Annotated in this window: 23 protein-coding genes; 5 read left to right on the top strand and 18 right to left on the bottom strand. The window is 65.5% G+C overall.

Annotation, left to right across the window (positions count from 1 at the left end):
* The first annotated feature begins 31 nt into the window (after positions 1 to 31).
* A complete protein-coding gene (locus DZC73_RS23995; RefSeq protein ID WP_124542907.1) occupies positions 32 to 1,696 on the top strand; it encodes a hypothetical protein in 1,665 nt (554 codons plus the stop codon).
* Here the strand turns inward: DZC73_RS23995 and phoR are convergent, their stop codons facing one another.
* The 7 genes from phoR to pstS form a co-directional block, all read right to left on the bottom strand.
* Positions 1,697 to 3,055, bottom strand: coding sequence for a phosphate regulon sensor histidine kinase PhoR (phoR, locus tag DZC73_RS23990; protein ID WP_124542906.1), 1,359 nt, complete (start codon positions 3,053 to 3,055; stop codon positions 1,697 to 1,699). It lies immediately after the preceding gene.
* Between the two features lie 22 nt (positions 3,056 to 3,077).
* On the bottom strand, positions 3,078 to 3,779 hold the full coding sequence (phoB, locus tag DZC73_RS23985) for a phosphate regulon transcriptional regulator PhoB (RefSeq protein WP_124542905.1): 702 nt from the start codon (positions 3,777 to 3,779) through the stop codon (positions 3,078 to 3,080).
* A gap of 13 nt (positions 3,780 to 3,792) precedes the next feature.
* Entirely contained in the window at positions 3,793 to 4,500 is a 708-nt protein-coding gene (gene phoU, locus DZC73_RS23980) for a phosphate signaling complex protein PhoU (protein WP_124542904.1), read from the bottom strand.
* Between the two features lie 28 nt (positions 4,501 to 4,528).
* A complete protein-coding gene (gene pstB, locus DZC73_RS23975) occupies positions 4,529 to 5,314 on the bottom strand; it encodes a phosphate ABC transporter ATP-binding protein PstB (RefSeq protein ID WP_124542903.1) in 786 nt (261 codons plus the stop codon).
* A gap of 13 nt (positions 5,315 to 5,327) precedes the next feature.
* Entirely contained in the window at positions 5,328 to 6,200 is an 873-nt protein-coding gene (gene pstA, locus DZC73_RS23970; RefSeq protein WP_124542902.1) for a phosphate ABC transporter permease PstA, read from the bottom strand.
* Positions 6,197 to 7,174: a phosphate ABC transporter permease subunit PstC gene (gene pstC, locus DZC73_RS23965; protein ID WP_198414959.1), complete on the bottom strand. Its 978-nt coding sequence runs from the start codon at positions 7,172 to 7,174 to the stop codon at positions 6,197 to 6,199. The genes pstA and pstC overlap by 4 nt, the downstream gene beginning before the upstream one ends.
* Positions 7,175 to 7,287: 113 nt before the next feature.
* Positions 7,288 to 8,325: a phosphate ABC transporter substrate-binding protein PstS gene (gene pstS / locus DZC73_RS23960; protein WP_124542900.1), complete on the bottom strand. Its 1,038-nt coding sequence runs from the start codon at positions 8,323 to 8,325 to the stop codon at positions 7,288 to 7,290.
* A 179-nt stretch (positions 8,326 to 8,504) separates the two neighbouring features.
* Between pstS and DZC73_RS23955 the strand changes: the two genes are divergently transcribed.
* On the top strand, positions 8,505 to 8,987 hold the full coding sequence (locus tag DZC73_RS23955) for a fasciclin domain-containing protein (protein ID WP_124542899.1): 483 nt from the start codon (positions 8,505 to 8,507) through the stop codon (positions 8,985 to 8,987).
* A gap of 68 nt (positions 8,988 to 9,055) precedes the next feature.
* On the opposite strand, the gene glmM is transcribed toward DZC73_RS23955, so the two are convergent.
* From glmM to DZC73_RS23935, 4 genes are all read right to left on the bottom strand, one after another.
* On the bottom strand, positions 9,056 to 10,387 hold the full coding sequence (glmM, locus tag DZC73_RS23950) for a phosphoglucosamine mutase (RefSeq protein ID WP_124542898.1): 1,332 nt from the start codon (positions 10,385 to 10,387) through the stop codon (positions 9,056 to 9,058).
* Positions 10,388 to 10,453: 66 nt separating this feature from the next.
* The gene (gene folP, locus DZC73_RS23945) at positions 10,454 to 11,281 is read right to left on the bottom strand and encodes a dihydropteroate synthase (RefSeq protein ID WP_124542897.1); all 828 of its coding nucleotides are present in this window, start codon (positions 11,279 to 11,281) and stop codon (positions 10,454 to 10,456) included.
* Between the two features lie 56 nt (positions 11,282 to 11,337).
* A complete protein-coding gene (gene ftsH / locus DZC73_RS23940) occupies positions 11,338 to 13,245 on the bottom strand; it encodes an ATP-dependent zinc metalloprotease FtsH (RefSeq protein WP_124542896.1) in 1,908 nt (635 codons plus the stop codon).
* 160 nt (positions 13,246 to 13,405) lie between these two features.
* On the bottom strand, positions 13,406 to 14,098 hold the full coding sequence (locus DZC73_RS23935; RefSeq protein ID WP_124542895.1) for an RlmE family RNA methyltransferase: 693 nt from the start codon (positions 14,096 to 14,098) through the stop codon (positions 13,406 to 13,408).
* 20 nt (positions 14,099 to 14,118) lie between these two features.
* Here DZC73_RS23935 and DZC73_RS23930 point away from each other — a divergent pair, with 20 nt between their 5' ends.
* Positions 14,119 to 14,592 carry a YhbY family RNA-binding protein gene (locus DZC73_RS23930; RefSeq protein ID WP_124542894.1) on the top strand — a complete coding sequence of 158 codons (474 nt, stop codon included), beginning with the start codon at positions 14,119 to 14,121 and terminating at the stop codon, positions 14,590 to 14,592.
* Positions 14,593 to 14,613: 21 nt separating this feature from the next.
* Here the strand turns inward: DZC73_RS23930 and DZC73_RS23925 are convergent, their stop codons facing one another.
* The 4 genes from DZC73_RS23925 to carA form a co-directional block, all read right to left on the bottom strand.
* On the bottom strand, positions 14,614 to 15,048 hold the full coding sequence (locus DZC73_RS23925) for a DUF4149 domain-containing protein (protein ID WP_124542893.1): 435 nt from the start codon (positions 15,046 to 15,048) through the stop codon (positions 14,614 to 14,616).
* 3 nt (positions 15,049 to 15,051) lie between these two features.
* Complete coding sequence (greA, locus tag DZC73_RS23920; protein ID WP_124542892.1) at positions 15,052 to 15,528, bottom strand: transcription elongation factor GreA; 477 nt, start codon at positions 15,526 to 15,528, stop codon at positions 15,052 to 15,054.
* A gap of 84 nt (positions 15,529 to 15,612) precedes the next feature.
* Positions 15,613 to 18,891 (bottom strand): carbamoyl-phosphate synthase large subunit, encoded by a 3,279-nt coding sequence (gene carB / locus DZC73_RS23915; protein WP_124542891.1) that lies wholly within the window; start codon positions 18,889 to 18,891, stop codon positions 15,613 to 15,615.
* Between the two features lie 78 nt (positions 18,892 to 18,969).
* Positions 18,970 to 20,121, bottom strand: a complete 1,152-nt coding sequence (gene carA / locus DZC73_RS23910; RefSeq protein ID WP_124542890.1) for a glutamine-hydrolyzing carbamoyl-phosphate synthase small subunit — start codon at positions 20,119 to 20,121, stop codon at positions 18,970 to 18,972.
* A 305-nt stretch (positions 20,122 to 20,426) separates the two neighbouring features.
* Between carA and DZC73_RS23905 the strand changes: the two genes are divergently transcribed.
* Positions 20,427 to 21,122 (top strand): Bax inhibitor-1 family protein, encoded by a 696-nt coding sequence (locus DZC73_RS23905; protein WP_124542889.1) that lies wholly within the window; start codon positions 20,427 to 20,429, stop codon positions 21,120 to 21,122.
* A 66-nt stretch (positions 21,123 to 21,188) separates the two neighbouring features.
* On the opposite strand, the gene rlmD is transcribed toward DZC73_RS23905, so the two are convergent.
* Positions 21,189 to 22,532: a 23S rRNA (uracil(1939)-C(5))-methyltransferase RlmD gene (rlmD, locus tag DZC73_RS23900; RefSeq protein ID WP_124542888.1), complete on the bottom strand. Its 1,344-nt coding sequence runs from the start codon at positions 22,530 to 22,532 to the stop codon at positions 21,189 to 21,191.
* Between the two features lie 53 nt (positions 22,533 to 22,585).
* On the opposite strand from rlmD, the gene DZC73_RS23895 reads away from it, so the two are divergent.
* The gene (locus DZC73_RS23895; RefSeq protein ID WP_124542887.1) at positions 22,586 to 23,170 is read left to right on the top strand and encodes a hypothetical protein; all 585 of its coding nucleotides are present in this window, start codon (positions 22,586 to 22,588) and stop codon (positions 23,168 to 23,170) included.
* A gap of 12 nt (positions 23,171 to 23,182) precedes the next feature.
* Here DZC73_RS23895 and DZC73_RS23890 read toward each other — a convergent pair whose 3' ends face one another.
* The gene (locus tag DZC73_RS23890) at positions 23,183 to 23,971 is read right to left on the bottom strand and encodes a 3'-5' exonuclease (protein ID WP_124542886.1); all 789 of its coding nucleotides are present in this window, start codon (positions 23,969 to 23,971) and stop codon (positions 23,183 to 23,185) included.
* A gap of 11 nt (positions 23,972 to 23,982) precedes the next feature.
* The gene (gene rpoS / locus DZC73_RS23885) at positions 23,983 to 24,975 is read right to left on the bottom strand and encodes an RNA polymerase sigma factor RpoS (RefSeq protein WP_124543115.1); all 993 of its coding nucleotides are present in this window, start codon (positions 24,973 to 24,975) and stop codon (positions 23,983 to 23,985) included.
* Positions 24,976 to 25,019: the final 44 nt, after the last annotated feature.

Raw genomic sequence — 25,019 nt, 5'->3', positions numbered from 1 at the left:
ATGATCCGACGCTGACAACAAGAACGGCATCTTGAACTCGCCCAATCCCGCCCTCGTCACCCACCGCGCCGCCCAGCGCCTGCCGCGGCTGGCGCTGTTCCTGTTCTGTGCGGCCTACGTCATTCCAGGCGTGTTCGGCCGGGACCCTTGGAAGAATGCCGACATCACCGCCTTCGGGTACATGGTGAGCATGGCAGAGGGCCGCAGTTCCTGGTTCGCGCCAGCCCTGGGCGGGCTGCCGTCGGACGCGGCCTTCCTGCCCTACTGGCTGGGTGCCGCCTTCATCAAGGTGATGGGGCCACTGTTCGGTGCGCCGCTGGCAGCCCGGCTGCCCTTCGCGGCGCTGCTGGCGCTGGTCCTGCTGCTCACCTGGTACAGCACCTACCACCTCGCCCGCACCGACGCCGCCCAGCCGCTGCCCTTCGCCTTCGGTGGCGAGGCCGATCCGATCGACTACGCCCGAGCCATTGCCGACGGCGCCTTGCTGGCCGTGATCGCCTCGCTGGGCCTGCTGCAACTCGGCCATGAGACGACGCCGGAGCTGGCGCAGTTGGCGAGCATCTCCCTCTACCTCTACGGACTGGCCTCGATGACGGTGCGCGACTGGGGTCCGCGCATTGCCGTGCTGGTCGCCCTGCCCGCCCTGGCCGGCAGCGGAGCGCCTGCGGTGGCGGTGGCCCTGGGCGTGGTCGGCACGCTGGTGTGCTGGCACGGGGGTACCGAGCATGGCCGCCGTCACCTGCCCGCCGTCATCGGCAGCACGGTGTTGGCCGCATTGGCCGCCTGGATGCTCGGCGCCTGGGGCTGGCGGGTGAACAGCTACGGCTCCAGCGCCCAGGTGCTGGCCACCATCAAGCTGCTGGTCTGGTTCCCCTGGCCGGCCTGGCCGCTGGCTTTCTGGACGTTGTGGCGCTGGCGCCGGCAGCTCACGCAGCATCACATCGCCATCCCGCTGGGCTGCGTGCTGGTGAGCCTGGCCGCCTGCATTGCCATGGGCGGATCCGATCGCGCGCTGATGCTGGCCCTGCCCGCGCTCGCCGTGCTCGCGTCCTTCGCACTGCCGACACTTCAGCGCAGCACGTCTGCTGCGGTCGACTGGTTCGCCGTCTTCTTCTTCAGCGTCTGCGCGCTGAGCATGTGGGTGGTCTACGTCTCGCTGCAGACCGGCGTGCCCGCCACGCCCGCAGCCAACGTGGCGCGGCGCCTCACCGGCTATGCCTCCAGCTTCTCGGTCGTGTCGCTGGTCCTCGCCTCGCTGGGCACGCTGGCGTGGGTGTGGCTGGTCCGCTGGCGCACCGGCCGGCACCGCAATCCGCTATGGAAGAGCCTCGTCCTGCCCGCCGGTGGCGTTGCCTTGTGCTGGATGCTGCTGACCACGCTGTGGCTGCCCATGCTGGACTACGCCCGCAGCTACCGGCCGCTCATCGACCGCATTGCGAAGCAACTGCCCAAGGACCAGTGCGTCAACGGCTGGGCCTTGCCTCGCGGGCAGATCGCCGCGCTGGAGTACATGGGCGGCTACCAGGTTGATGCAGTGAACACGCCGGCGATGTCGCGCTGCGACATCCTCATGCGGCTGGAACCTGCGGTGGAACCCAAGCCGCCCATCGCAGGATGGACCCTGGTGGCCCGTGCCCAGCGCCCGAGCGATAAGGACGAGCTGACCGCGATCTACCGCCGCAACGGCACGCGCTGATCAGCCAGCGTCTGCGTGGTCCAGAGCGCGCCGCGGATCCACCGCCGGCTCGATGTAGCGAATGCGTGCAGCGGGGAACATGAGCTTGAAGGTCGAGCCCTTGCCCGGCTCGCTGTCGATTTCCAGCACGCCGCCATGGCGCTGGGCCACGTGCTTCACGATGGACAACCCGAGGCCCGTGCCGCCCGTGTCGCGCGAACGGCTGCCGTCCACGCGGTAGAAGCGCTCGGTCAAGCGCGGCAGATGCTCGCGCTCGATGCCGATGCCTGTGTCCACCACGTCGATCTCGCCGCCGCCATCCGCCCGCAGGCTCCAGCGCACGTCGATGCGTCCGCCCGAAGGCGTGTAGCGAACGGCGTTGTTCACGAGGTTGGCGATGGCGCTCATCAGCTCCGGCTCGGCACCGGCCACCTGCACGCCATCGGCCTGGTCGAAGCCCAGCGTGTGGCGGCCCGAGGACAGCGCCTCCGCATCCGCATGCACCTGCCCCAGCACCTTCTGCAGCGACACCCAGCGGTCGGCCGCGGGACGCGGGCTGCCTTCGAGCTGCGCCAGCGTGAGCAGGTCGCCCACCAGCGTCTGCATGCGCACGGTTTGCTGCGACATCAGCTCCAGCACGCGGCGGCGCTCGACCTCCGTCAGCGGCAGGTTGCCCATGGTCTCGATGAAGCCCGACAGCACAGTCAGCGGCGAGCGGATCTCATGCGACACGTTGGCCACGAAATCGCGGCGCATGGCGTCGTTGCGCTCGCGCTCGGTGATGTCCTGCGACAGCACCAGCTTCATGCCTTCGCTGTACGGGCGGATCAGCACGGAGATCGTCCCGCGCGCTCCTGGCCCGCCGAAACTCATCGCCTCGTCGTAGTCACCCGACTGCAGGTAGGCCACGAAGGCGGGCGCCCGCACGAGGTTGGTGATGCGCTGGCGGCGGTCGCGCTGCGGGTCCAGCCCGAAGTGGTCCGCGGCGACCGAGTTGCACCATTCGATCTGGTCGTTCTCGTCCAGCAGCAGCACGCCGTTGGGCGAGGCTTCGATGGCCGACAGGAACTGCGTGAGGCGCATGTTCTCGCCTTCGACGCGCTTCTCCAGCAGGCGCACCGAACGCTCGACGCGGTAGCCCACCTCGCCCCAGAAGCCGGCGTCGCGCGGTGCGCTGCCTTCGTTCTGCCGGCGCAGCCAGCCCATGAAACGGTGCGCCCGCCAGGCATCCACGAAGCCGTAGATGAGCGCCCCGGTGCTGGCGCCGAGCGCGGCACCCAGCACAGGCCACTGCAGCACGCCGCCGATCAGCATGCCCAGCAGCGAGCCCATGGCCACCGCCAGCACGCCGGCCAGCAGCCGAGGAATGAGCCATCCCATCGTGTGGTGGGTCCTCAGTGGGTCAGTTCGACAGCGCCTGAACTTGTTGCGTGAGGCGGTAGCCCGCGCCACGCACCGTCTCGATCATGCGTGCGCAGTTCACCGGCTCCAGCGCCTCGCGCAGGCGCTTCACGTGGACGTCGACCGTGCGCTCTTCAATGAAGACGTGGTCGCCCCACACGCGATCGAGCAGCTGGGCGCGGCTGTGCACGCGCTCGGGATGGGTCATGAAGAAATGCAGCAGGCGGAATTCCGTGGGGCCGATGCGCACCTCGCGGTCGTCGCGGGTCACGCGGCGGGTCGCCGGGTCGAGCTTCAGGCCGCCCACGTCCACCAGCGCGTCCAGCGCCTCGGGCGCCTTGCGGCGCAGCACCGCGCGGATGCGAGCCAGCAGTTCGTTGGTGGAGAACGGCTTGACGAGGTAGTCGTCGGCGCCTGCGTCCAGGCCGGCGATCTTGTCGGCCTCTTCCGCACGGGCGGTGAGCATGATCACCGGCAGTTCACGCGTGCGGGCGGTGCTGCGCCAGCGCTTGGCCAGTGCGAGGCCGCTCTGGCCGGGCAGCATCCAGTCCAGCACCACGAGGTCGGGCAGCACCCGGTCGACCTCGAACTGCGCCTGGTCGGACGTTGCCGCAATGGTGACTTCATAGCCTGCGTGGCGCAGGTTGATCGAGATCAGCTCGGCGATGGCCGATTCGTCTTCGACTACAAGAACGCGACTCATCGCTTGGTTCTCCTCAACGGACCATGTTCTCGACGTTGGCCACGGGGGCGTGGCGCACGTCGGTACCCTTGACGACGTAGATGATGACCTCGGCCAGGTTCTTCGCATGGTCGCCCACGCGCTCGATGGCCTTGGCGACGAACACCAGGTCGATGCTCGACGAGATCGTGCGCGGGTCTTCCATCATGAAGGTGATGAGCTTGCGCATCAGGCCTTCGAATTCCTGGTCGATCTGGTCATCCTGCTTGAGCACTTCCACGGCCTTCTCGATGTCCAGCCGGGCGAAGGCATCCAGCGCCTTGCGCAGTTGCTTGATGGCCAGCTCCGACTCGAAGGCCAGGTCGCTCACGGGCAGACGCATGCGGCTGGACACGCCGCTGTTGATCAGCCGCTGCACCGTGCGCGCGATGCGCGCCGCCTCATCGCCCACGCGCTCGAGGTTGGCAATCGTCTTGCTGATGGCGATCAGCAGGCGCAGGTCGCGCGCGGTGGGCTGGCGACGGGCGATGATGGTCGACAGGTCGCGGTCGATCTCCATCTCCATCGCATTGACCACCTCTTCCTGGCCAAGGACCTGCGAGGCCGTCTCGCCGCTGAAGTTGGTCAAGGCGTAGATGGACTGCGCCACCTGCGACTCCACCAGCCCGCCCATTTCGAGCACGCGGGTGGAGATGCCGCTCAGCTCGGCATCGAATTGCGTGGACAGATGCTTGTCGACCATGGTGCCCTATTCCTTTGCTTTCCCTGATTCAGCCGAAACGCCCGGTGATGTAGTCCTCGGTGTCCTTCTTCTTGGGCTTCATGAACAGGTCCGAGGTGGGGCCGAACTCGATGAGGTCGCCCAGGTACATGTAGGCGGTGTAGTCCGACGTGCGGGCCGCCTGCTGCATGTTGTGCGTGACGATGACCACGGTGTAGTCGCTCTTGAGCTCGTGGATGAGCTCCTCGATCTTGCCGGTGGAAATCGGGTCCAGCGCGGAGCACGGTTCGTCGAGCAGCAGCACTTCGGGCTTGATGGCGATGCCGCGCGCGATGCACAGGCGCTGCTGCTGGCCGCCGGACAGGCCCGAACCGCTCTGGTTGAGCTTGTCCTTCACCTCGTTCCACAGGGCCGCCTTCTTCAGCGCCCACTCCACGCGCTCGTCCATCTCGATGCGCGGCAGCGTCTCGAACAGCCGCACGCCGAAAGCGACGTTGTCGTAGATGGACATCGGGAACGGCGTCGGCTTCTGGAACACCATGCCGACCTTGGCGCGGATGAGCGACACGTCCTGCTTGGAGCGCAGGATGTTCTCGCCGTCCAGCATGATCTCGCCTTCCGCGCGCTGCTCCGGGTAGAGCTCGAACATGCGGTTGAAGGTACGCAGCAGCGTGGACTTGCCGCAGCCGGACGGCCCGATGAAGGCGGTGACCTTCTTCTCGGGGATGTCCAGGTTGATGTGCTTGAGCGCGTGGAAACTGCCGTAGTAGAAGTTCAGGTCGCGCACCGAGAGCTTGGGCTTCTCGGTCACGGGGAATTCGACTTTTGCATCCATGACGTTCTTCTCTTCAGTGCTTCTTGCGGAACATGATGCGCGCGAAGATGTTCAGCGCGAGCACGCCCAGGGTGATGAGGAACACGCCCGCCCAGGCCAGCCGCTGCTGGTTCTTGTCGATGTTCATCGCGAAATCAAAGATGGTCTTAGGCAGACTGGCAATTGGCTTGGCCAGATCGGTGGACCAGAATTGATTTGACAGCGACGTGAACAGCAGCGGAGCGGTCTCGCCGGCAATGCGGGCAAATGCGAGCAGCACACCGGTCATGACACCGGCTTGTGCAGACTTGAGCGTTACAGTGAGGATGACCTTGTACTTCGGCGTGCCCAGCGCATAGGCGGCCTCGCGCAAGGCATTCGGTACCAGCGAAAGCATGTTTTCCGTCGTCCGAATCACGACGGGGATGACGATCAAGGCGAGAGCCAGCACGCCTGCATATCCGGAGAAGCTCTTCATCCGAGTCACGACGACCGCATAGACGAACAAGCCGACAACGATGGATGGCGCAGACAGCAGGATGTCGTTGATGAAGCGGGTGGCACTGGCAAGCTTGGTCTTCTGCCCGTATTCCGCGAGGTAGATGCCAGCAAGAATGCCCACCGGTGTTCCGATGAAGGTGGCCAGAACCACCATCAGTGCGGATCCAAAGAGCGCGTTCGCAAGCCCGCCGCCTTCGGATTGCTGAGGAGGCGTCATCTCGGTGAAAACACCCCAGGTCAGGCCACCGATTCCGAGGCGCACCGTCTCAAACAGGATCCACAGCAGCCAGAACAGTCCGAAGGCCATGGCCGCCATCGACAGCGTCAGGGCAAGGACGTTCACCAGCTTGCGACGCCGGTGCTTGGCCAACCGCATCGCGTCATTGCTTGCTGCGATGGCGCTCATGCCCGTGCTCCTTCACCCTTGCGCAGTTGCGCCAGCAGCAGCTTGGACAGCGACAGCACCACGAAGGTCACGAAGAACAGCACGAGCGCCAAATACAGCAGCGACGCTTGGTGCAGTCCCTCGCCGGCCTCGGCGAATTCATTGGCCAGCACCGACGTGATGCTGTTGGCCGCCTCGAACAGCGAGGGGCCGTTGAGCTGGTTGGCATTGCCGATCACGAAGGTCACCGCCATGGTCTCGCCGAGCGCGCGGCCCAGCCCCAGCATGATGCCCCCGATCACCCCAGTCTTGGTATAGGGCAGTACCACCTTGAACACCACTTCCCAGGTCGTGGAACCCAGGCCGTAGGCCGATTCCTTGAGCATGGCCGGCGTCACCTCGAACACGTCGCGCATCACGGCGGCGATGAACGGGATGATCATGATGGCCAGGATGATGCCCGCCGACAGGATGCCGATGCCCACCGGCGCGCCGGAGACCAGGTCCTTCAGGAAGGGCACGTTGCCGAACAGGCGCTGCATGGGCTGCTGCACGTACTCCGACAGCACCGGGCTGAACACCAACAGCCCCCACATGCCGTAGACGATGGACGGAACCGCGGCCAGCAGTTCGATGGCCACACCCAGCGGGCGACGCAGCCAGCCGGGCGAGAGCTCCGTGAGGAACAGCGCAATCCCGAAGCTCACCGGCACCGCGATCAGCAAGGCGATCAGCGAAGTGGCCAGCGTGCCGTAGATCATGACCAGGCCGCCGTACTGGTCCTTCACGGGGTCCCATTCGCTGCGCCAGAGGAAGCTCAAGCCGTATTCGCGGATGGCCGGCATGGCGCCGAGGATGAGCGAACCGATGATGGCGGCCAGCAGGGCCAGGGTCAGGAGTGCGGCTCCGTGCGCCAGGACCGAGAACAGCGTGTCGGCCCAGGGTCCCGCCCGACGGACGGTGGGTGGCCGCCCCAACGGGTCGGAGCGTTGCATCTCGTTCTTGTCGTAGTGGGATGCGGGGAGTGTAGCGGCCACGATCTCTCCAGGCAGGCTTGAACGGCGCGGCCACAAGGGCCAGCGCCGATCGTTTCTTCTTCAGTCGGGGATCACTTGAAGGCGACGACCTTGCCGGTGCCGTCCTTCACCTCGGCCCACTGCTTGTGCACCAGGGCCTTGACCGAGTCGGGCAGTGCGACGTACTCCAGTTCGGTGGCCATCTTGTCGCCGTTGGTGTAGGCCCAGTCGAAGAACTTCAGGGCAGCCGCGGCCTGGGCAGGCTTGTCCTGCGCCTTGTGCATCATGATGAAGGTTGCGCCGGTCAGGGGCCAGGCGTCCTTGCCGGCCTGCTCGGTCAGCACCTGGTAGAACGACTTGCTCCAATCGGCGCCGGCGGCGGCGGCCTTGAAGTTCAGGTCGTCCGGCGCCACGAAGTTGCCGGCGGCGTTCTTCAGGAGCACGTGCGCCATCTTGTTCTGCTTGGCGTAGGCGTACTCGACGTAGCCGATGGAGTTCGGCAGGCGCTGCACATAGGACGACACGCCCTCGTTGCCCTTGCCGCCCGCGCCAGTCGGCCAGTTCACGGCCGTGCCTTCGCCGACCTTGCTCTTCCACTCGGCGTTCACCTTCGACAGGTAGTTCGTGAAGATGAAGCTGGTGCCCGAGCCGTCAGCGCGGCGCACCACCTGGATGGCGCCGTCCGGCAGCGGCACGCCGGGGTTCAGGGCGGTCAGGGCCGGGTCGTTCCACTTGGTGACCTTGCCCAGGTAGATGTCACCCAGGATCTGGCCGGTCAGCTTGATCTGGCCGGGCTGGATGCCCTTGATGTTGACCACGGGCACCACACCGCCGATGACGGTGGGGAACTGGATCATGCCGTCCTTGGCCAGTTCGTCGTCCTTGAGCGGCATGTCCGAAGCGCCGAAGTCGACCGTCTTGGCGCGGATCTGCTTCAGGCCGGCGCCGGAACCGACGGACTGGTAGTTGATGCGGTTGCTGGTGGCCTTGTTGTAGGCATCGGCCCACTTGGCGTACAGCGGCGCGGGGAACGTGGCGCCGGCGCCGGTGACTTCATCGGCCGCCAGAACGCTGCCGGCGGCGAGGGCCAGGCCGAGGGCCAGGGTGGAAGGAATCAGGGCGAACTTCATGGGCACACCTTTCTCAACGAGCGTCTTGTTTCGATGCCCGGGACTGTAAGAGGGGCATGTGACAGCCCCGTGACACCGGCTGTCATCAAAGAATGTGCGTCATGCGAAGGTCACGAAAACGTCATGTGACAACTCTAAGCTCCCGCCGTTCGTGCAAATAGACCTCAGAAGGAGTCCCCATGACCGCTCGCCAATGGCTTGCCGCCACCGCCTGTGCCCTGTTCTCGCTCGTCGGGTGTGCCACCGCGCCGGCCCCGACAACCGTCGCTGAAACGACCGCCGCCCGTCCCGAACTGTCGACCCTGAACAAGCTGGTCAACCAGTCGGGACTCGCCGACACGCTCAAGGGCCCAGGCCCCTACACGATGTTTGCCCCGACCGATGACGCATTCAAGTCGGTTCCGCCTGCCACGATGGCCAAGCTGGCCAATGACAAGGAGTTGCTCAAGTCGGTGCTGAGCTTCCATGTGGTCGGCAACAAGCTGCCCGCTGCCGAGGTCAAGAACGGCAACGTGAAGAGCCTGCAGGGCGCCAACCTCGCGGTGTCCAAGTCGGGCGACTTCGTCACGGTGGAAGACGCCGTCGTCACGCAGGCCGACCTGCAAGCCAGCAACGGCGTGGTGCACGAGATCGACCGCGTGCTGATGCCGCCAGTCAAGTAATCCGTTCGGATCCACAAAGACAAACGCCCCGGTTTTCTGCCGGGGCGTTTTGTCTTTCAAGGAGCGATTCAGGCCCGGAGCGTGGCCGCCAGCCGCTCGGCGCAGGACTTTGCCACCGCCGGATCAGCCGCCTCCACCATCACCCGCACCAGGGGCTCGGTGCCCGAGGGGCGGATCAGAACGCGGCCGGAATCGCCCAGCTCACGCGTCACACTGGCCTGGACGTCCGCCAGGTTCGGGTTGGACTTCCAATCCTGCCCCGGCTGCAGCTTCACGTTGATGAGCACCTGCGGGAACAGCTTCACGTCCGCCAGCAGCTGCGACAGCGGCTTGCCCGCACGGGCCACGGCTTCGAGCACCTGCAACGCGCTGACGATGCCGTCGCCGGTGGTGTGCTTGTCCAGGGCGAGCAGATGGCCGGAACCCTCGCCGCCCAGCAGCCAGCTGCGGGCCGTCAGGTCTTCGAGCACGTAGCGGTCCCCGACCTTGGCGCGGACGAACTCGATGCCGCGCGACTTGAGCGCCACTTCCACTGCCATGTTGGTCATCAGCGTGCCCACGGCACCCCGGACAGCCTGACCTTGGGCGAGGCGATCGGCCACCATCACGTAGAGCAATTCGTCGCCGTTGTAGAGGCGGCCGTCCGAATCCACGAGCTGGAGCCGGTCGGCGTCACCATCCAGCGCCACACCGTAGTCGGCCTTGTGCTCGCGCACGGCCTCGATGAGCTTCGCCGGCGAGGTCGCGCCATAGCCGGCATTGATGTTGAACCCGTCGGGCTGGCAGCCGATGCAGACCACCTCGGCACCCAGCTCATGGAAAACGTCCGGCGCCACGTGGTAGGCCGCACCATGGGCGGCATCGACGACGACCTTCAAGCCCTTGAGCGACAGGTCGTTGGAGAAGGTGTTCTTGCAGAACTCGATGTAGCGGCCGCTGGCGTCATCCAGGCGGCGTGCCTTGCCGAGCTGGGCGGAATCGACCCATTGGGGTTGGTCGCCCAGCGCGGCTTCGACATCCAGCTCCCACGCATCGGGCAGCTTTTCGCCACGGGCGGAGAAAAACTTGATGCCGTTGTCACCGAACGGATTGTGGGATGCGCTGATCACCACGCCCAGGTTCAGGCGCAGCGCGCGCGTGAGGTAGGCGACGCCCGGCGTGGGCAGCGGGCCGGTGAGCAGCACGTCCACGCCGGCGGAGGCGAAACCGGCTTCGAGCGAGGACTCGATCATGTAGCCGGAGATGCGGGTGTCCTTGCCGATGAGCACCGTCGGGCGCTTGTCGGAACGCTTCAGCACTCGGCCGACCGCGTGGCCCAGGCGAAGCATGAAATCGGGGGTGATGGGCGACTGGCCAACCGTGCCGCGGATGCCGTCTGTGCCGAAGTAGGTTCTGCTCATGATGTTCTACTGCCAGGGGGATCGAACCGGCGATTGTCCCCGATTGGGGCGCGGGTTCGGATGGGGTCAGGCCAGGCCGGCAGCGGACCAGACTTTCAATGCATCGACGGTGGCCGCCACGTCGTGGACGCGGACGATGGATGCGCCATGCTGCACCGCGGCAAGCGCTGCAGCGACGCTGGGGACCAGCCGTTCGCCCGGGCCGCGGCCGGTGAGCACACCCAGGGTGGACTTTCGCGACCAGCCCGCCAGCAACGGGCGGCCGAGCACCATCAGTTCGCGCTGCCGGCGAAAGAGCTCGAGGTTGTGGTCCACCGTCTTGCCGAAGCCGTATCCCGGGTCCAGCACGATGCGTTCGGCAGCGATGCCAGCGTTCAGCAGCACTTGCGTTCGCTCGGCCAGGAAGCTGCGTACCGTTGACAACAAGTCGTCGTAGGTCGGCGCCGCCTGCATGGACCGAGGCTCGCCCTGCATGTGCATGAGGCACACGCCACAGCCAGGATGCGCCGCCACGCAGTCGACCGCACTTGGCGCACGCAGCGCCTGGATGTCGTTGATGATGTCCACCCCGAGGTCCAGCGCGCGCTGCATCACCTCGGGCTTCGCCGTGTCCAGCGAGACCGGGCACCCCAGCTGCAGCGCCTCGGTCAGCACTGGCATCACACGCGCCAGTTCGTCTTCCACGCTCACCGGCGCAGCCCCTGGCCGGCTGGACTCGCCGCCGATGTCCAGGATGTCCGCGCCCTCCTTCAGCAATTGCTCGCAATGCGCCGCGCCTGCCGAGGCATCGCTGAAGCGCCCGCCGTCGGAGAAGGAATCGGGCGTGACGTTCACGATGCCCATCACGCGGGGACGGGACAGGTCGATCCGGAATCGGGTGGTCTGCCAGAACATGGATTTGGAAAAACAAACGGGGCCGAAGCCCCGTGAGTATGAAGTGCCTGGACTACTCAGGCTGCAGCCGGTGCGCCGTCGGCGCTGACCTGCGGAGGCGAGCCGCCACCGGGCTTGTTGGCCGAAGGCGTCCAGTCCTTGGGAGGACGCGGCGGCTTGTCGTTCATGATGTCTTCCAGTTGATCGCTGTCGATGGTTTCCCACTCGAGCAACGCGTTCGCCATGGCGTGCATCTTGTCCTTGTTCTCTTCGATCAGCTTGCGGGCGATGCCGTACTGCTCGTCGATGATGCGGCGCACCTCGGTGTCGACCTTGCGCATGGTCTCTTCCGACACGTTGGTGGTCTTCGTGACCGAACGGCCGAGGAACACCTCACCCTCGTTCTCGGCGTAGACCATGGGGCCCAGCGAGTCGCTCATGCCATAGCGCATGACCATGTCGCGGGCGATCTGGGTCGCGCGCTCGAAGTCGTTGCTGGCGCCAGTGGTCATCTGGTCCATGAACACCTCTTCGGCGATGCGGCCACCGAAGAGCATCGAAATCTTGCTCAGCATGCGCACCTTGTCCGTGCTGTAGCGATCTCTCTCAGGCAGCGACACCGTGACGCCAAGGGCGCCGCCGCGCGGGATGATGGTGACCTTGTGCACCGGGTCCAGCTTGGGCAGCAGGCGCCCGATGAGCGCGTGCCCGGCCTCATGGTAGGCGGTGTTGCGGCGCTCTTCCTCGTCCATCACCATGGACTTGCGCTCCGTGCCCATGATGATCTTGTCCTTCGCGCGCTCGAAGTCGATCATCTCGACCACGCGGCCGTTGCGACGGGCCGCAAACAACGCAGCTTCGTTGACCAGATTCGCGAGGTCGGCCCCGGAGAATCCAGGAGTTCCGCGGGCAATGACGTCGCCCTTGACGTCGCTGCCTAGCGGCACCTTGCGCATGTGCACGTTGAGGATCTGCTCACGGCCACGGATGTCAGGCAGCGTCACGTAGACCTGGCGGTCGAAGCGGCCCGGACGCAACAGCGCCGGGTCGAGGATGTCGGGCCGGTTGGTGGCCGCCATCACGATCACGCCGAGGTTGGTCTCGAAGCCGTCCATCTCGACGAGCATCTGGTTCAGCGTCTGCTCGCGCTCGTCGTTGCCGCCGCCCAGGCCGGCACCGCGGTGGCGGCCGACGGCGTCGATTTCGTCGACGAAGATGATGCAAGGCGCGCTCTTCTTGGCCTGCTCGAACATGTCGCGCACGCGGGCCGCGCCCACGCCGACGAACATTTCAACGAAGTCGGAACCGGAGATGCTGAAGAACGGCACCTTGGCCTCGCCGGCGATGGCCTTGGCCAGCAGCGTCTTGCCGGTGCCCGGGGGGCCGACCAGCAGCACGCCGCGCGGAATGCGGCCGCCCAGCTTCTGGAATTTCTGCGGGTCCTTGAGGAAGTCGACCAGCTCCTTGACTTCTTCCTTGGCCTCGTCGCACCCGGCGACGTCCGCGAAGGTGGTGGTGTTGTTGGCCTCGTCCAGCATGCGTGCCTTGGACTTGCCGAAGCTGAAGGCACCGCCCTTGCCGCCGCCTTGCATCTGGCGCATGAAGTAGATCCACACGCCGATCAGCAGAAGCATGGGGCCCCAGGACACGAGGATGCCCGTCAGCATGGACGGCTCTTCCCGGGACTTCACCTCGAAAGTCACGCCGTTGTTGCGCAGGTCGCCGACCAGGCCGCGATCGAGGTAGGTGGCGGTGGTGCGGACTTCGCTGTCATCGGTGCGCTTGGCACGGATTTCCGTGCTGCCGGCGGGACCTTCCTGCAGCACCACGCTCTTGATGCGCTTGTTCTGGATTTCATCCAGAAACTCGGAGTACTTGATTTCGTTGGTGCGGGTGGCACCGCGGTCGAACTGCTTGAACACGGTGAACAGCACCAGGGCGATCACCAGCCAAACAGCGATTTTCGAGAACCATTGATTGTTCACCGCGGCTCCTTTTCCGGGTCAAAACACGCTGGCCCGAACAGCTTCAACACTCGGGCTTCCACGGCATATGCGGACGATTTTATGCCACGCAAGGCTCGGTGATACCGGGGATAAATGCCGCCATAGCCAAGGTGTATCGGCATGTGTTGGCAGGGCTCGTTCACTCTTCGTTATCGGCCGGCAGCACCGGGGCCTTGAGACCGATGCCCACCAAAAAGGTTTCGGCGGATTTGTCGCGAGATGCCTTCGGTTTGATGGGTTTGACCACTTTGAACCGCTCTTTGAACAGTTTCACGAGCTGGCTGTAGCCGCTCCCGTGAAAAACCTTGCAAACCAGCGCGCCTCGAGGCGTCAAGTGGTTTTGGGCAAATTCCACCGCCAATTCAATGAGATGGGCAATCCGGGCGGAGTCCGAACTCTCGATGCCCGACAGGTTGGGCGCCATGTCCGACACCACCACGTCGACCGGCCGGCCGGCCACCTGCTCCTCGAGCTGGCGCAGCACGGAATCCTCGCGAAAGTCGCCCTGGATGAAGGTCACGCCCTCGATGGGTTCGAAATCCAGGATGTCCAGGGCGATGATCGTCCCGTTCAGATCGCCCGCCGCAGCGCCGCCTGCCTCCTTAGGGGCGAACTTTCGGCGCAGGTACTGGCTCCAGGCGCCCGGCGTGGCCCCCAGGTCCACCACCAGTTGCCCCGGCCGGATGAGCTTGAGCTCCTCGTCGATTTCCTTGAGCTTGTAGGCCGCACGCGCCCGGTATCCCTCTTTCTGGGCCAGTTTCACGTAGGGGTCGTTCAGGTGGTCGTAAAGCCACTGCTTGTTGACCTTCTTGCTTTTCGATTTGACTTTCATGCTGCGTCGATAATACGTGGATGCCTGCGATTCAACTGACACCTTCCGAGCGCAAGGAAAAACGCGCCGATGCCCACCACCTTGATCCGGTCGTCATGATCGGCGGCGATGGCCTGACACCCGCCGTCGTCAAGGAGGTGGACGCCGCCCTCAACGCGCACGGGCTCATCAAGGTCCGCGTCCTGTCCGACGAGCGCGAGACCCGCGAGGAGGCGCTGGCCACGCTGAGCGAGCGCTTGAACGCCGCGCCGATCCAGCACATCGGCAAGCTGCTGGTGCTGTGGCGGCCGATCCCGGAGAAAACCCGGGAAGAGCGCGAAGACCGCAAGCCCGGGCCCAAGGTGGTCAAGGTGCTGAAGTTCTCCAAGAGCGGCAACCACCGGCCCCAGGTGAAGAAGATCAAGGTGCTGGGCAACCAGCGGATCGCGGCCGGCGGAACGCTCAAGCGGGCCAAGAAGCGGCAAACCAGCGTCAAGAAATCAGCAATGGATTGACGCCGCCGTCGCCCCGGCGGCTCACGCCGTGAGCCGCCACGCCAGGGTCGACACCAGCACCGCTCGCAACATGTAGAGCCCGGCCGAGATGCCGTGCAGGGCGCCGAAGGACAGGTTTCCCTGCCCTGCCTTGGCTGCCGCCATCATCGGCTGCAGCGCGAAGTAGCCCAGCACGATGGTGAACAGCGCACCCAGCACCAGCAGCATGTTGCCGCTGAAGACCGACCCGGCGCCCGAGGCGGCCGAATCACGCGCCATATTGCGCAGCAGCACGAACAGGACAATCGCCAGGATCAACCCCAGGTAGGCCTCCTGGGCGAACATGCGCCCGGCCACACGTCCTGCCGTGGCCGGATCAGCCGTTGCGAACCCCGCCGGCGCGCCGACCAGGCCCACGCCCCACAGCAACCCTGCCCACAGCCCCGCCAACCAGGCGGACCAGCGCTTGGCCGTCATGGTTCAGATGTAGCGGACTTCGATGATCTCGTAGCTCTTGACGCCGCCGGGCGCCTGCACGTCGGCCACGTCGCCAGCTTCCTTGCCGATCAGCGCACGTGCGATGGGCGAACTGATGGAAATCAGGCCCTGCTTCAGGTCAGCTTCGTCGTCACCGACGATCTGGTAGGTCACCTGGGCGCCGCTGGCTTCTTCTTCCAGGTCGACCGTGGAGCCGAACACCACGCGACCACCGGCGTTCAGCGCGGCCGGATCAATCACCTGGGCCGCCGCGAGCTTGCCTTCGATCTCCAGGATGCGGCCTTCAATGAAACCTTGCTTGTCCTTGGCGGCTTCGTACTCGGCGTTTTCAGAGAGGTCACCCTGCGCCCGCGCCTCGGCAATCGCCTGGATGACAGCATGGCGCTCGACGGACTTCAGTCGCTGCAGTTCGTCCTTGAGCTTTTCGGCGCCTCTCTTGGTGAGCGGGATGGTGGTCATGTGCCTAACCTTCGAGCAAAAATGAAGCCGCCGCCAGATGACCGGCGGCGGCGATGTTTCGGGATGGACTGAGTTTAGTTCGGTTTAGCGGCTTTGCGCTGCCAGTTCGGCGTGCAATTCCTGCAGGGAAACCACGAGTAGATCGGCCTGGTGCTTCATGCCCTCGACCGCGGCTTCGCAGCCCGCCATGCTGGTGTAGTAGGTGATGCGATTGGCGAGCGCCACCTGGCGGATGTGGCGCGAATCCGCGATGGCCGTGCGGGTTTCGTCCACCGTGGTGAACACGAGCTGGATTTCGCCCGCCTTGACCATGTCCACGATGTGCGGGCGGCCGTCCTTGACCTTGTTGACCGCCTTCACCGGGATGCCAGCCTCGGCGATCGCCGCCGCCGTGCCCTTGGTGGCCACCAAGCCGAAGCCCATGGCGTGCAGGTCGCGCGCCACGGCCACCGCACGCGGCTTGTCGTTGTTCTTCACGGTGATGCACACCGTGCCCTTGGTCGGCAGCCGCGAACCCGCGCCCAGCTGGCTCTTGAGCATGGCCTCGCCGAAGCTGCGGCCCGCGCCCATCACTTCGCCGGTGGACCGCATCTCGGGTCCGAGGATGGGGTCCACGCCCGGGAACTTGTTGAAGGGGAACACCGCTTCCTTCACGCTGAAGTACGGCGGGATCACCTCGCGCGGCGCCTTGCCGTCCTTGCCCCGCTGGCCGGCCAGCTTCTGGCCCACCATGCAGCGCGCGGCAATCTTCGCCAGGGGCTGGCCGGTCGCCTTGGACACGAAGGGCACCGTGCGCGAAGCACGCGGGTTCACTTCGAGCACGTAGACGATGGACTTGTCGCCCTCTTGCTGGATGGCAAACTGCACGTTCATCAGGCCCTTGACCTTGAGCGCGCGAGCCATAAGCGTCGTCTGGCGGCGCAGCTCTTCCTGCAGGTCCTTGCTCAGCGAATAGGGCGGCAGCGAGCAGGCCGAGTCGCCTGAGTGGATACCCGCCTGCTCGACGTGCTCCATGATGCCGCCGATCATCACGCCATCGGGGCCATCGGTGCCGTCGGCGATGCAGTCGACGTCGACTTCGATGGCGTCGTCGAGGAAGCGGTCCAGCAGCACCGGCGACTTCTCGCTCACCTTCACGGCTTCGCGCATGTAGCGCTCGAGGTCCTTGTCGCCGTGCACGATTTCCATCGCGCGGCCGCCCAGCACGTAGCTCGGACGCACCACCAGCGGGTAGCCGATCTCCTGCGCCAGTTGCAGCGCGGCCTCTTCAGTGCGGGCGGTGCGGTTGGGCGGCTGCTTGAGGCCGAGCTCGTGCAGCAGCTTCTGGAAGCGTTCGCGGTCTTCCGCGATGTCGATGCTGTCGGGCGTGGTGCCCACGATGGGCACGCCGGCGCGCTCCAGGTCGAGGGCGAGCTTCAACGGCGTCTGGCCGCCGTACTGCACGATCACGCCGACGGGCTTTTCCTTGTCGACGATCTCCAGCACGTCTTCCAGCGTCACCGGCTCGAAGTACAGGCGGTCGGAGGTGTCGTAGTCGGTGGACACCGTCTCGGGGTTGCAGTTGACCATGATGGTCTCGTAGCCGTCTTCGCGCATGGCGAGCGCGGCATGGACGCAGCAGTAGTCGAACTCGATGCCCTGGCCGATGCGGTTCGGTCCGCCGCCCAGCACCATGATCTTCTTGCGGTCGGTCGGGTTGGCCTCGCACTCCTCGTCGTAGGTGGAGTACATGTAGGCCGTCTGCGTGCTGAACTCGGCGGCGCAGGTGTCCACGCGCTTGTAGACGGGGCGCACGTTCAGCTTGTGGCGCAGGGCGCGGACTTCATGCTGGTTGGTGCCCAGCAGCTTGGCCAGTCGCTTGTCGGAGAAGCCCTTCTGCTTGAGGAAGCGCAGTTCGTCGGCGCTCAGGCTGGCCAACGTGCGGCCGGACAATGCCTTCTCGGTCTGCACGATCTGCTCGATCTGCGCAAGGAACCACGGGTCGATCGCCGTTTCCTCGAACACCTCTTCTCGCGTCATGCCGATGCGGAAAGCGTCGCCGACGAAAAGGATGCGCTCAGGACCAGGCTCACCAATCTCCTGCACGATCTCTTCACGGTCGGTGCTGCGTTCGGTCAGGCCGTCAATGCCGGTCTCCAGGCCGCGCAGCGCTTTCTGGAAGCTTTCCTGGAAGGTGCGGCCCATGGCCATCACCTCGCCCACCGACTTCATTTGCGTGGTCAGGCGCGAGTCGGCCGCCGGGAACTTCTCGAAGGCGAAGCGCGGGATCTTGGTGACCACGTAGTCGATGCTGGGCTCGAAGCTCGCCGGGGTCGCACCGCCGGTGATGTCGTTGCGCAGTTCGTCCAGCGTGTAGCCCACGGCCAGCTTGGCCGCCACCTTGGCGATCGGGAAGCCCGTGGCCTTGGAGGCCAGCGCCGACGAACGCGACACGCGCGGGTTCATCTCGATCACGATCATCCGGCCGTTGTCGGGGTTGATCGAGAACTGCACGTTCGAGCCACCGGTGTCCACGCCGATCTCGCGCAGGATGGCGATGGAGGCATTGCGCAGCAGCTGGTATTCCTTGTCGGTGAGCGTCTGCGCCGGCGCCACGGTGATCGAGTCACCGGTGTGGATGCCCATCGGGTCCAGGTTCTCAATGGAGCACACGATGATGCAGTTGTCCGCCTTGTCGCGGACCACTTCCATCTCGTATTCCTTCCAGCCGATGAGCGACTCTTCAATCAGCAGCTCATTGGTGGGCGAGAGGTCCAGTCCGCGCTTGCAGATTTCCTCGAACTCTTCCGGGTTGTAGGCGATGCCGCCGCCCGTGCCGCCCAGCGTGAAGCTCGGGCGGATGACCATCGGGAAGCCCGTGCCGCCGATTTCATGCTGGATGCGACGCTGCACTGCCAGCGCCTCTTCCATCGAGTGCGCGATGCCGCTCTTGGCCGAATGCAGGCCGATGCCCGTCATCGCGTCCTTGAACTTCAGCCGGTCTTCGGCCTTCTCGATCGCCTTCTCGTTGGCGCCGATCATCTCCACGCCGTACTTGGCAAGCACGCCATGCTTGTGCAGGTCCAGCGCGCAGTTCAGCGCGGTCTGGCCGCCCATGGTCGGCAGGATGGCGTCGGGCCGCTCCTTGGCGATGATCTTCTCGACAACCTGCCAGGTGATGGGCTCGATGTAGGTCACGTCGGCCATCTCCGGGTCGGTCATGATCGTCGCCGGGTTGCTGTTGACGAGGATGACGCGGTAGCCCTCCTCGCGCAGCGCCTTGCAGGCCTGGGCGCCGGAGTAGTCGAACTCGCACGCCTGGCCGATGATGATCGGGCCCGCGCCGATGATGAGGATGGATTGGAGGTCTGTGCGCTTTGGCATGGTCTCGATCTTGTTCAGGCAGACGCGGGTGCGCCCGCCGGTTCTTCATTCAGCAGATTCAGCATCACAGCTGCCGCCTCAGGCACGCGCCATCAGGTCGGTGAAGCGGTCGAAGAGGTAGGCGATGTCGTGCGGGCCGGGCGATGCCTCCGGGTGGCCCTGGAAGCAGAACGCGGGCTTGTCGGTGCGCGCCAGGCCCTGCAGCGTGCCGTCGAACAGCGACACGTGCGTCGGGCGCAGGTTGGCGGGCAGCGTCTTCTCGTCCACCGCGAAACCGTGGTTCTGGCTGGTGATGCTCACGCGGCCGGTGTCCAGGTCCTTCACCGGGTGGTTCGCGCCGTGGTGGCCGAACTTCATCTTGAAGGTCTTGGCACCGGAAGCGAGCGCCATGATCTGGTGGCCCAGGCAGATGCCGAAGGTGGGAATGCCCGTCTCGATGAGTTCGCGCGTCGCGGCGATGGCGTAGTCGCAGGGCTCCGGATCGCCGGGGCCGTTGGACAGGAACACGCCGTCGGGCTTGTGCTTGAGCACCTCGGACGCAGGCGTCTGCGCCGGCACGACGGTGATCTTGCAGCCGCGGCTGGCCAGCATGCGAAGGATGTTGAACTTCACGCCGAAGTCGTAGGCCACGACGTGGAACTTCGGCGCGGTCTGCTTGCCGTAGCCGGTGCCGAGTTCCCATTCGGTCTCGGTCCACTCGTAGGCCTGCGTCTGGCTGACCACCTTGGCCAGGTCCAGGCCCGCCATGCTGGGCGCGGCCTTGGCCTTGGCGACGGCCTGCGCCACGTGCTGTTCGGTGATGGACGCACCTTCGGGCAGCGTGACGATGCAGCCGTTCTGCGCGCCGGTGGTGCGCAGAACGCGGGTCAGCCGGCGGGTGTCGATGTTGGCGATGGCGACCGTGCCTTCGCGCTTGAGGTACTCCGGCAAGGTCATGGACTTGCGGAAGTTCGATTCGAGGACCGGCAGGTCCTTGATGATGAGGCCGGCGGCGTGAACCTTCTTCGCTTCGACGTCTTCGCTGGCGACGCCGTAGTTGCCGATGTGCGGGTACGTCAGGGTGACGATCTGGCGGCAGTAGCTCGGGTCGGTGAGGATTTCCTGGTAGCCGGTGAGCGCGGTGTTGAAGACCACTTCGCCGACCGTCTCGCCAGGAGCGCCGATCGATGTCCCCTTGAAGATGGTTCCGTCTGCGAGAGCAAGGAGGGCGGGAGACAGAACTGGCAGCAAGGAAAACTCCATCGTTGCGCCCAGCTCCGCCTCGCGTGTGCACCGTGTTGAACGGCACGGCCGCGGGCCGAATCCGGTGGGGAAACTGCGGGAGGTTTCGCTAGGGCGGGGGTGATTGCGGGTAAACCTTAGGAGTATATCCGATGACACCCGCACAAAGCCATTCCCATGCCGCGCAATCCACCCGAAATCGCTGCCTTTGGCCTCTTGTGGAAACCCCCTTCGCTCCCACATACTGCCGCGGGGGCGGGAACTAGAATCCGCGCCCTGGGTCTGAACCCACGTCTTTCAACCTGGAGGTATCAATGAACGAAAGCCTGCAAACCATCTACGGTGGCGGCTCATTCATTTCCGCGGATCAACGCAACCGCGTCCTGCGCAACACGTACTGGCTGCTGGCGCTGTCGCTGATTCCCACCGTGCTTGGCGCCTGGATCGGCGTGAGCACCGGCATCATGCTCACCATGGGCACCGGCATGAGCCTGCTGGTGTTCTTCGGCGGCGCCTTCGGCTTCATGTACGCCATCGCCAAGACCAAGGATTCCGCAGCCGGCGTCGGCGTGCTGCTCGCCTTCACCTTCTTCATGGGCCTGATGATGTCGCGGCTGCTGGCCGTGGTGCTGGACTACAAGAACGGCGCCGGGCTGATCATGACGGCCTTCGGCGGCACCGCCGGCGTGTTCTTCGCCGTTGCTTCGATGGCCACCGTCATCAAGCGCGACCTGTCGAGCATGGGCAAGTTCCTGTTCGTCGGCGCCCTGGCGGTGATCATCGGCGGCGTGCTGAACGCGCTGTTCTTCCACTCCGGCCCGATGATGCTGGCGATCTCGGTCATCTCGATCGGCATCTTCAGTGCGTACATGCTGTACGACATCAAGCAGGTCATCGACGGCGGCGAGACGAACTACATCACCGCCACCTTGCAGATCTACCTGGACCTCATCAACGTGTTCCAGAACCTGCTGGTGCTGCTGACCTCGCTGAGCGGCGAACGCGACTGACGCATCCGCCAAAACGGCGAACGAAAACGGGGCTTTCGGGCCCCGTTTTTCATGGTCGATCGGAAATCAATCCCGCTCGAAGACGGCGATGCTTTCCACGTGCGCCGTGTGCGGGAACATGTTGACCGCGCCCGCTGCCACGCAGCGGTAGCCCGCCTGGTGCACCAGCAGGCCCGCATCGCGCGCGAGCGTGGCGGGGTTGCAGCTCACATAGACGATGCGCTGTGGCGGCACATAGCCCGGTGCCAGGGACGGATCGGCATGCAAATCCGCCATGGCCGTGGCCAGCGCGAAGGCCCCTTCGCGCGGCGGATCGACCAGCCACTTCTGCGCAGACCCGTAGCCCGCCAGTTCGGCAGGCGTGATCTCGAACAGATTGCGGGCGATGAAGCTCGTCTTGGCCGACAGTCCGTTGAACGCCGCGTTCTCGCGCGAGCGCGCCACCAGCGCCTCGCTGCCTTCGATGCCCACCACCTCGCCCGCCTGCGTGGCGATGGGCAGCGTGAAGTTGCCCAGCCCGCAGAACCAGTCGATCACGCGCTCGCCCGGCTGCGCCTGCAGCAGGCGCAGCGCACGGCTGACCAGCACCGCATTGATCTGGTGGTTGACCTGGGTGAAATCCGTCGGCTTGAACGGCATGGTGATGCCGAACTCCGGCAGCGTGTAGTCCAGCGCCGGGCCGCTTTCGTCGAGCAGGTGCACGGTGTCCGGCCCCTTGGGCTGCAGCCACCACTGCACCGGATGCTCCGCGGCAAAGGCCCGCAGGCGAGCCAGGTCGGGCTTGCTCAAGGGTTCCAGGTGCCGCAGCACCAGCGCGGTCACCTGCGAGCCGATGGCCAGTTCGATCTGTGGCAGGCGGTCGCGCTGGTCCATGCCGGAGATCAGGTCCGCCAGCCTGGGCAGCAGCGCGCTCACGTGCGGCGGCAGCACCTCGCAGCTGTCCATGTCGGCCACGTAGCTGGACTTTCGCTCGTGGAAGCCCACCAGCACCTTGCCCTTCTTGGCCACGTAGCGCACCGACAGGCGGGCCCGGTAGCGGTAGCCCCAGGACGGCCCTTCGATGGGCCGCAGCACGCGCTCCGGCTTGACTTTGCCCAGGTGCCACAGGCCATCCTCCAGCGCCCGCTGCTTGGTCGCGATCTGCGCACCGACGTGGAAATGCTGCATCTTGCAACCACCACACACGCCGAAGTGCGGACACTGCGGCTTCACGCGCTGCGAACTCTCGCGGCGCAGCGCCGTCATCGAGGCCTGCTCCCAGTTGTTCTTCTTGCGGTGCACCTGCACCTGCACTTCTTCACCCGGCAAGGCGCCTTCGATGAACACCACCTTGCCTTCGGCGTTGTGGGCCACGCCCTGCCCTTCGAGGTCGAGGGACTCGACCTTCAACCATTCATTGCTCGCTGTCATGGACGCGATTATCCCGGCCCGGCGATACTGCCCCGCCAGACCGTCCGTGCAACATGCCACTGCCCAGCCCGCCACCGCTGCAGCTGCCCTTCGCGCCCGAGCGGGTGATCGTGTTCTCCGGACACATCGTCGACGCACCGGGGCGGCCGGACGAACGCTTTCCTTCCCGCATGCTGCCCGCGGCAACCCATCGCATCGGCGAGGCGTTGGATGCGATGCAGTGCGGCCCGTCTGACATCGCGATCACGCAGGGTTCGGCAGGCGGCGACATCCTGTTCATCGAGGCCTGCGTGCAGCGCCGCATCGCCATTCAGCTGATGCTGCCCCTGCCCGAGCCGCAGTTCATCGAGCGTTCCGTCGAAGCCACCACGGACGGCGCCACCTGGAAAAACCGCTACCTCGCGGCCCGTGGCCGGCTGGGGTGCGAACCGGCGGTGATGCCCGGCGCGCCGGGCAATCCCTTCGAGCGCTGCAACGCCTGGATGCTGTCCACGGCGCTGGCCAGCGGTGCCTCGCGCCTTGAACTCCTGTGCCTGTGGAACGGCGCACCCGGCGACGCCGGCGGCACGGCCCACATGGTGCTGGAGTCGATGGCCGCCAGAGGCAAGATCACCTGGATCGACACGCGCGAGCTGTAGCCCGCCGCGGCGTCACACCCAGGCCGACATGTACTCCTGCCAGTGCGGCTCGGCATTGCCTGCGAGCGTTTCCTTCACGTAGGCAATCTCGCGCTCGTACTCGGCCTCGGTGAACCCGCCACGCATCATCTGGAAGCGGCAGTACACGAGGTAGGTGTTCATCACGTCCGTCTCACAGTAGCGGCGGATGTCTTCCAGCTTGCCGTCGCGGTAGGCCGAATACACCTGCGAGCCATCCATGCCCAGCTTGCCCGGAAAGCCGCACAGCTTGGCCATGGCATCCAGCGGCGCGCTGGCGCGCGGCTGGTACATGGCCAGCAGGTCCATGAGGTCCAGGTGCCGCATGTGGTAGCGGCTGATGTAGTTGTTCCACTTGAACTCGCGATCGTCTTCGCCGAGGTCCCAGTACTTGTTGGCGACCACGCCGTGGCGCAGGCCGCGGTAGTGCAGCACCGGCAGGTCAAAGCCACCACCGTTCCAGCTCACCAGCTGCGGCACGTGCTTCTCGATGGAGTTGAAGAAGGCCTGGATGATCTTGCCTTCCTGGCTCGTGCCGTCCGCCTCGCGGTCGACGAAGGAATGCACCTTCAGCCCTTCGGCATTGCGAAACACGCAGGAGATGACGAGGATGCGCTGCAGGTGCAGCGGCATGAAGTCGCTCTTGCCCGCCTCCTTGCGCTCGGCCATCTCGATCGCGTACACCTCGTCGTCACTCGTGCTGGGCGGCAGGCCCCGCAGCAGCTTCAGGCCGGGCAGATCGGGAATGGATTCAATGTCGAAAACGAGGACGGGCCAGGCCATTCAGTGTGTGATCAGAAGATGGAATCGCGGTCCACGCCGTTGCGGATCATCCGGCGCTTGAGCTTGAGCAGGGCTTCCTGCTGGATCTGGCGGATGCGTTCGCGCGTGAGCTTGAGCCGCTCGGCCAGCACCTCCAGTGTCTCAGGTTCACGGTCGCGCAGGCCGTAGCGGCCGGCCAGCACCTCGCGCTCGCGCTCGTTGAGCTCGTCCAGGCCGTGATTGAGCAACTGCTCCACCTCGTTGCTGAGCGTGAGGCTCATCGGGTCGGTGGCGCCTTCGTCGGCCACGCTGTCCAGCATGGATTCGGCACCGTTGTGGTCGGCGGGGTAGCGCTCGATGGGCGCATCCAGCGAGGTTGGCAGCTCGGAAAAGCGCAGCAGGTCGCTCACCACCTGCACCGGCCGGCCCACCGCCGCGGCGACGTCTTCCACCCGCACCTGCTTGTCGTGGTGGCCATTGCGGCCCGACTCCGCCTCCAGCGCCCGGCGTGCCTTCAGCACCTGGTTCAGCTCGCGCACGATGTGCACCGGCAGCCTCACCAGCCGGGCCTGGTGCATGATGGCCCGCTCGATGTTCTGGCGGATCCACCACGAGGCGTAGGTCGAGAAGCGGAAGCCGCGCTCGGGCTCGAACTTGCTGATCGAATGCATGAGCCCGAGGTTGCCTTCCTCGATGAGGTCCGTCATCGGCAGGCCGCGGCCCAGGTAGTTCTTCGCGATGCTCACCACCAGGCGCAGGTTGTGCTCGATCATCGCCTGCCGCGCCTGGAAGTCGCCCATGCGGGCCCGCGTCGCGGTCTCGTATTCCTCTTGCGGGGTCAGCAGCGGCGCCCGGCGGATCTCCCGCAGGTAGGTCTGCAACGTGTTGCCGATCTCGCCTTCGCCCGCGGCGATTTCCGGCGACCCGGCCGTGTCGGTGGCCACCATGCCGTCGGCATCCACGCTGTCGGCATCCACGCTGTCGGCATCCGCGCCGTCTGAGTTGGATGGGACGACGATGTCCATCGGCGCCGATTCGGTTTCCGGCTCAGGCTCCGCCGAGGACAATG

The sequence above is a fragment of the Rhizobacter terrae genome (assembly GCF_003852895.1).
Taxonomy (GTDB): domain Bacteria; phylum Pseudomonadota; class Gammaproteobacteria; order Burkholderiales; family Burkholderiaceae_C; genus Albitalea; species Albitalea terrae.
The sequence above is the reverse complement of the archived record's forward strand: the minus strand, read 5'-3'. Positions and strand labels throughout refer to the sequence as shown.

Coding starts and splice junctions, on each gene's coding strand:
- phoR (WP_124542906.1), bottom strand. CDS start 3,055: ATGGGATGGCTCATTCCTCGGCTGCTGGCCGGCGTGCTGGCGGTGGCC.
- phoB (WP_124542905.1), bottom strand. CDS start 3,779: ATGAGTCGCGTTCTTGTAGTCGAAGACGAATCGGCCATCGCCGAGCTG.
- phoU (WP_124542904.1), bottom strand. CDS start 4,500: ATGGTCGACAAGCATCTGTCCACGCAATTCGATGCCGAGCTGAGCGGC.
- pstB (WP_124542903.1), bottom strand. CDS start 5,314: ATGGATGCAAAAGTCGAATTCCCCGTGACCGAGAAGCCCAAGCTCTCG.
- pstA (WP_124542902.1), bottom strand. CDS start 6,200: ATGAGCGCCATCGCAGCAAGCAATGACGCGATGCGGTTGGCCAAGCAC.
- pstC (WP_198414959.1), bottom strand. CDS start 7,174: ATGCAACGCTCCGACCCGTTGGGGCGGCCACCCACCGTCCGTCGGGCG.
- pstS (WP_124542900.1), bottom strand. CDS start 8,325: ATGAAGTTCGCCCTGATTCCTTCCACCCTGGCCCTCGGCCTGGCCCTC.
- DZC73_RS23955 (WP_124542899.1), top strand. CDS start 8,505: ATGACCGCTCGCCAATGGCTTGCCGCCACCGCCTGTGCCCTGTTCTCG.
- glmM (WP_124542898.1), bottom strand. CDS start 10,387: ATGAGCAGAACCTACTTCGGCACAGACGGCATCCGCGGCACGGTTGGC.
- folP (WP_124542897.1), bottom strand. CDS start 11,281: ATGTTCTGGCAGACCACCCGATTCCGGATCGACCTGTCCCGTCCCCGC.
- DZC73_RS23935 (WP_124542895.1), bottom strand. CDS start 14,098: ATGAAAGTCAAATCGAAAAGCAAGAAGGTCAACAAGCAGTGGCTTTAC.
- DZC73_RS23930 (WP_124542894.1), top strand. CDS start 14,119: ATGCCTGCGATTCAACTGACACCTTCCGAGCGCAAGGAAAAACGCGCC.
- DZC73_RS23925 (WP_124542893.1), bottom strand. CDS start 15,048: ATGACGGCCAAGCGCTGGTCCGCCTGGTTGGCGGGGCTGTGGGCAGGG.
- greA (WP_124542892.1), bottom strand. CDS start 15,528: ATGACCACCATCCCGCTCACCAAGAGAGGCGCCGAAAAGCTCAAGGAC.
- carB (WP_124542891.1), bottom strand. CDS start 18,891: ATGCCAAAGCGCACAGACCTCCAATCCATCCTCATCATCGGCGCGGGC.
- DZC73_RS23905 (WP_124542889.1), top strand. CDS start 20,427: ATGAACGAAAGCCTGCAAACCATCTACGGTGGCGGCTCATTCATTTCC.
- rlmD (WP_124542888.1), bottom strand. CDS start 22,532: ATGACAGCGAGCAATGAATGGTTGAAGGTCGAGTCCCTCGACCTCGAA.
- DZC73_RS23895 (WP_124542887.1), top strand. CDS start 22,586: ATGCCACTGCCCAGCCCGCCACCGCTGCAGCTGCCCTTCGCGCCCGAG.
- DZC73_RS23890 (WP_124542886.1), bottom strand. CDS start 23,971: ATGGCCTGGCCCGTCCTCGTTTTCGACATTGAATCCATTCCCGATCTG.
- rpoS (WP_124543115.1), bottom strand. CDS start 24,975: ATGGACATCGTCGTCCCATCCAACTCAGACGGCGCGGATGCCGACAGC.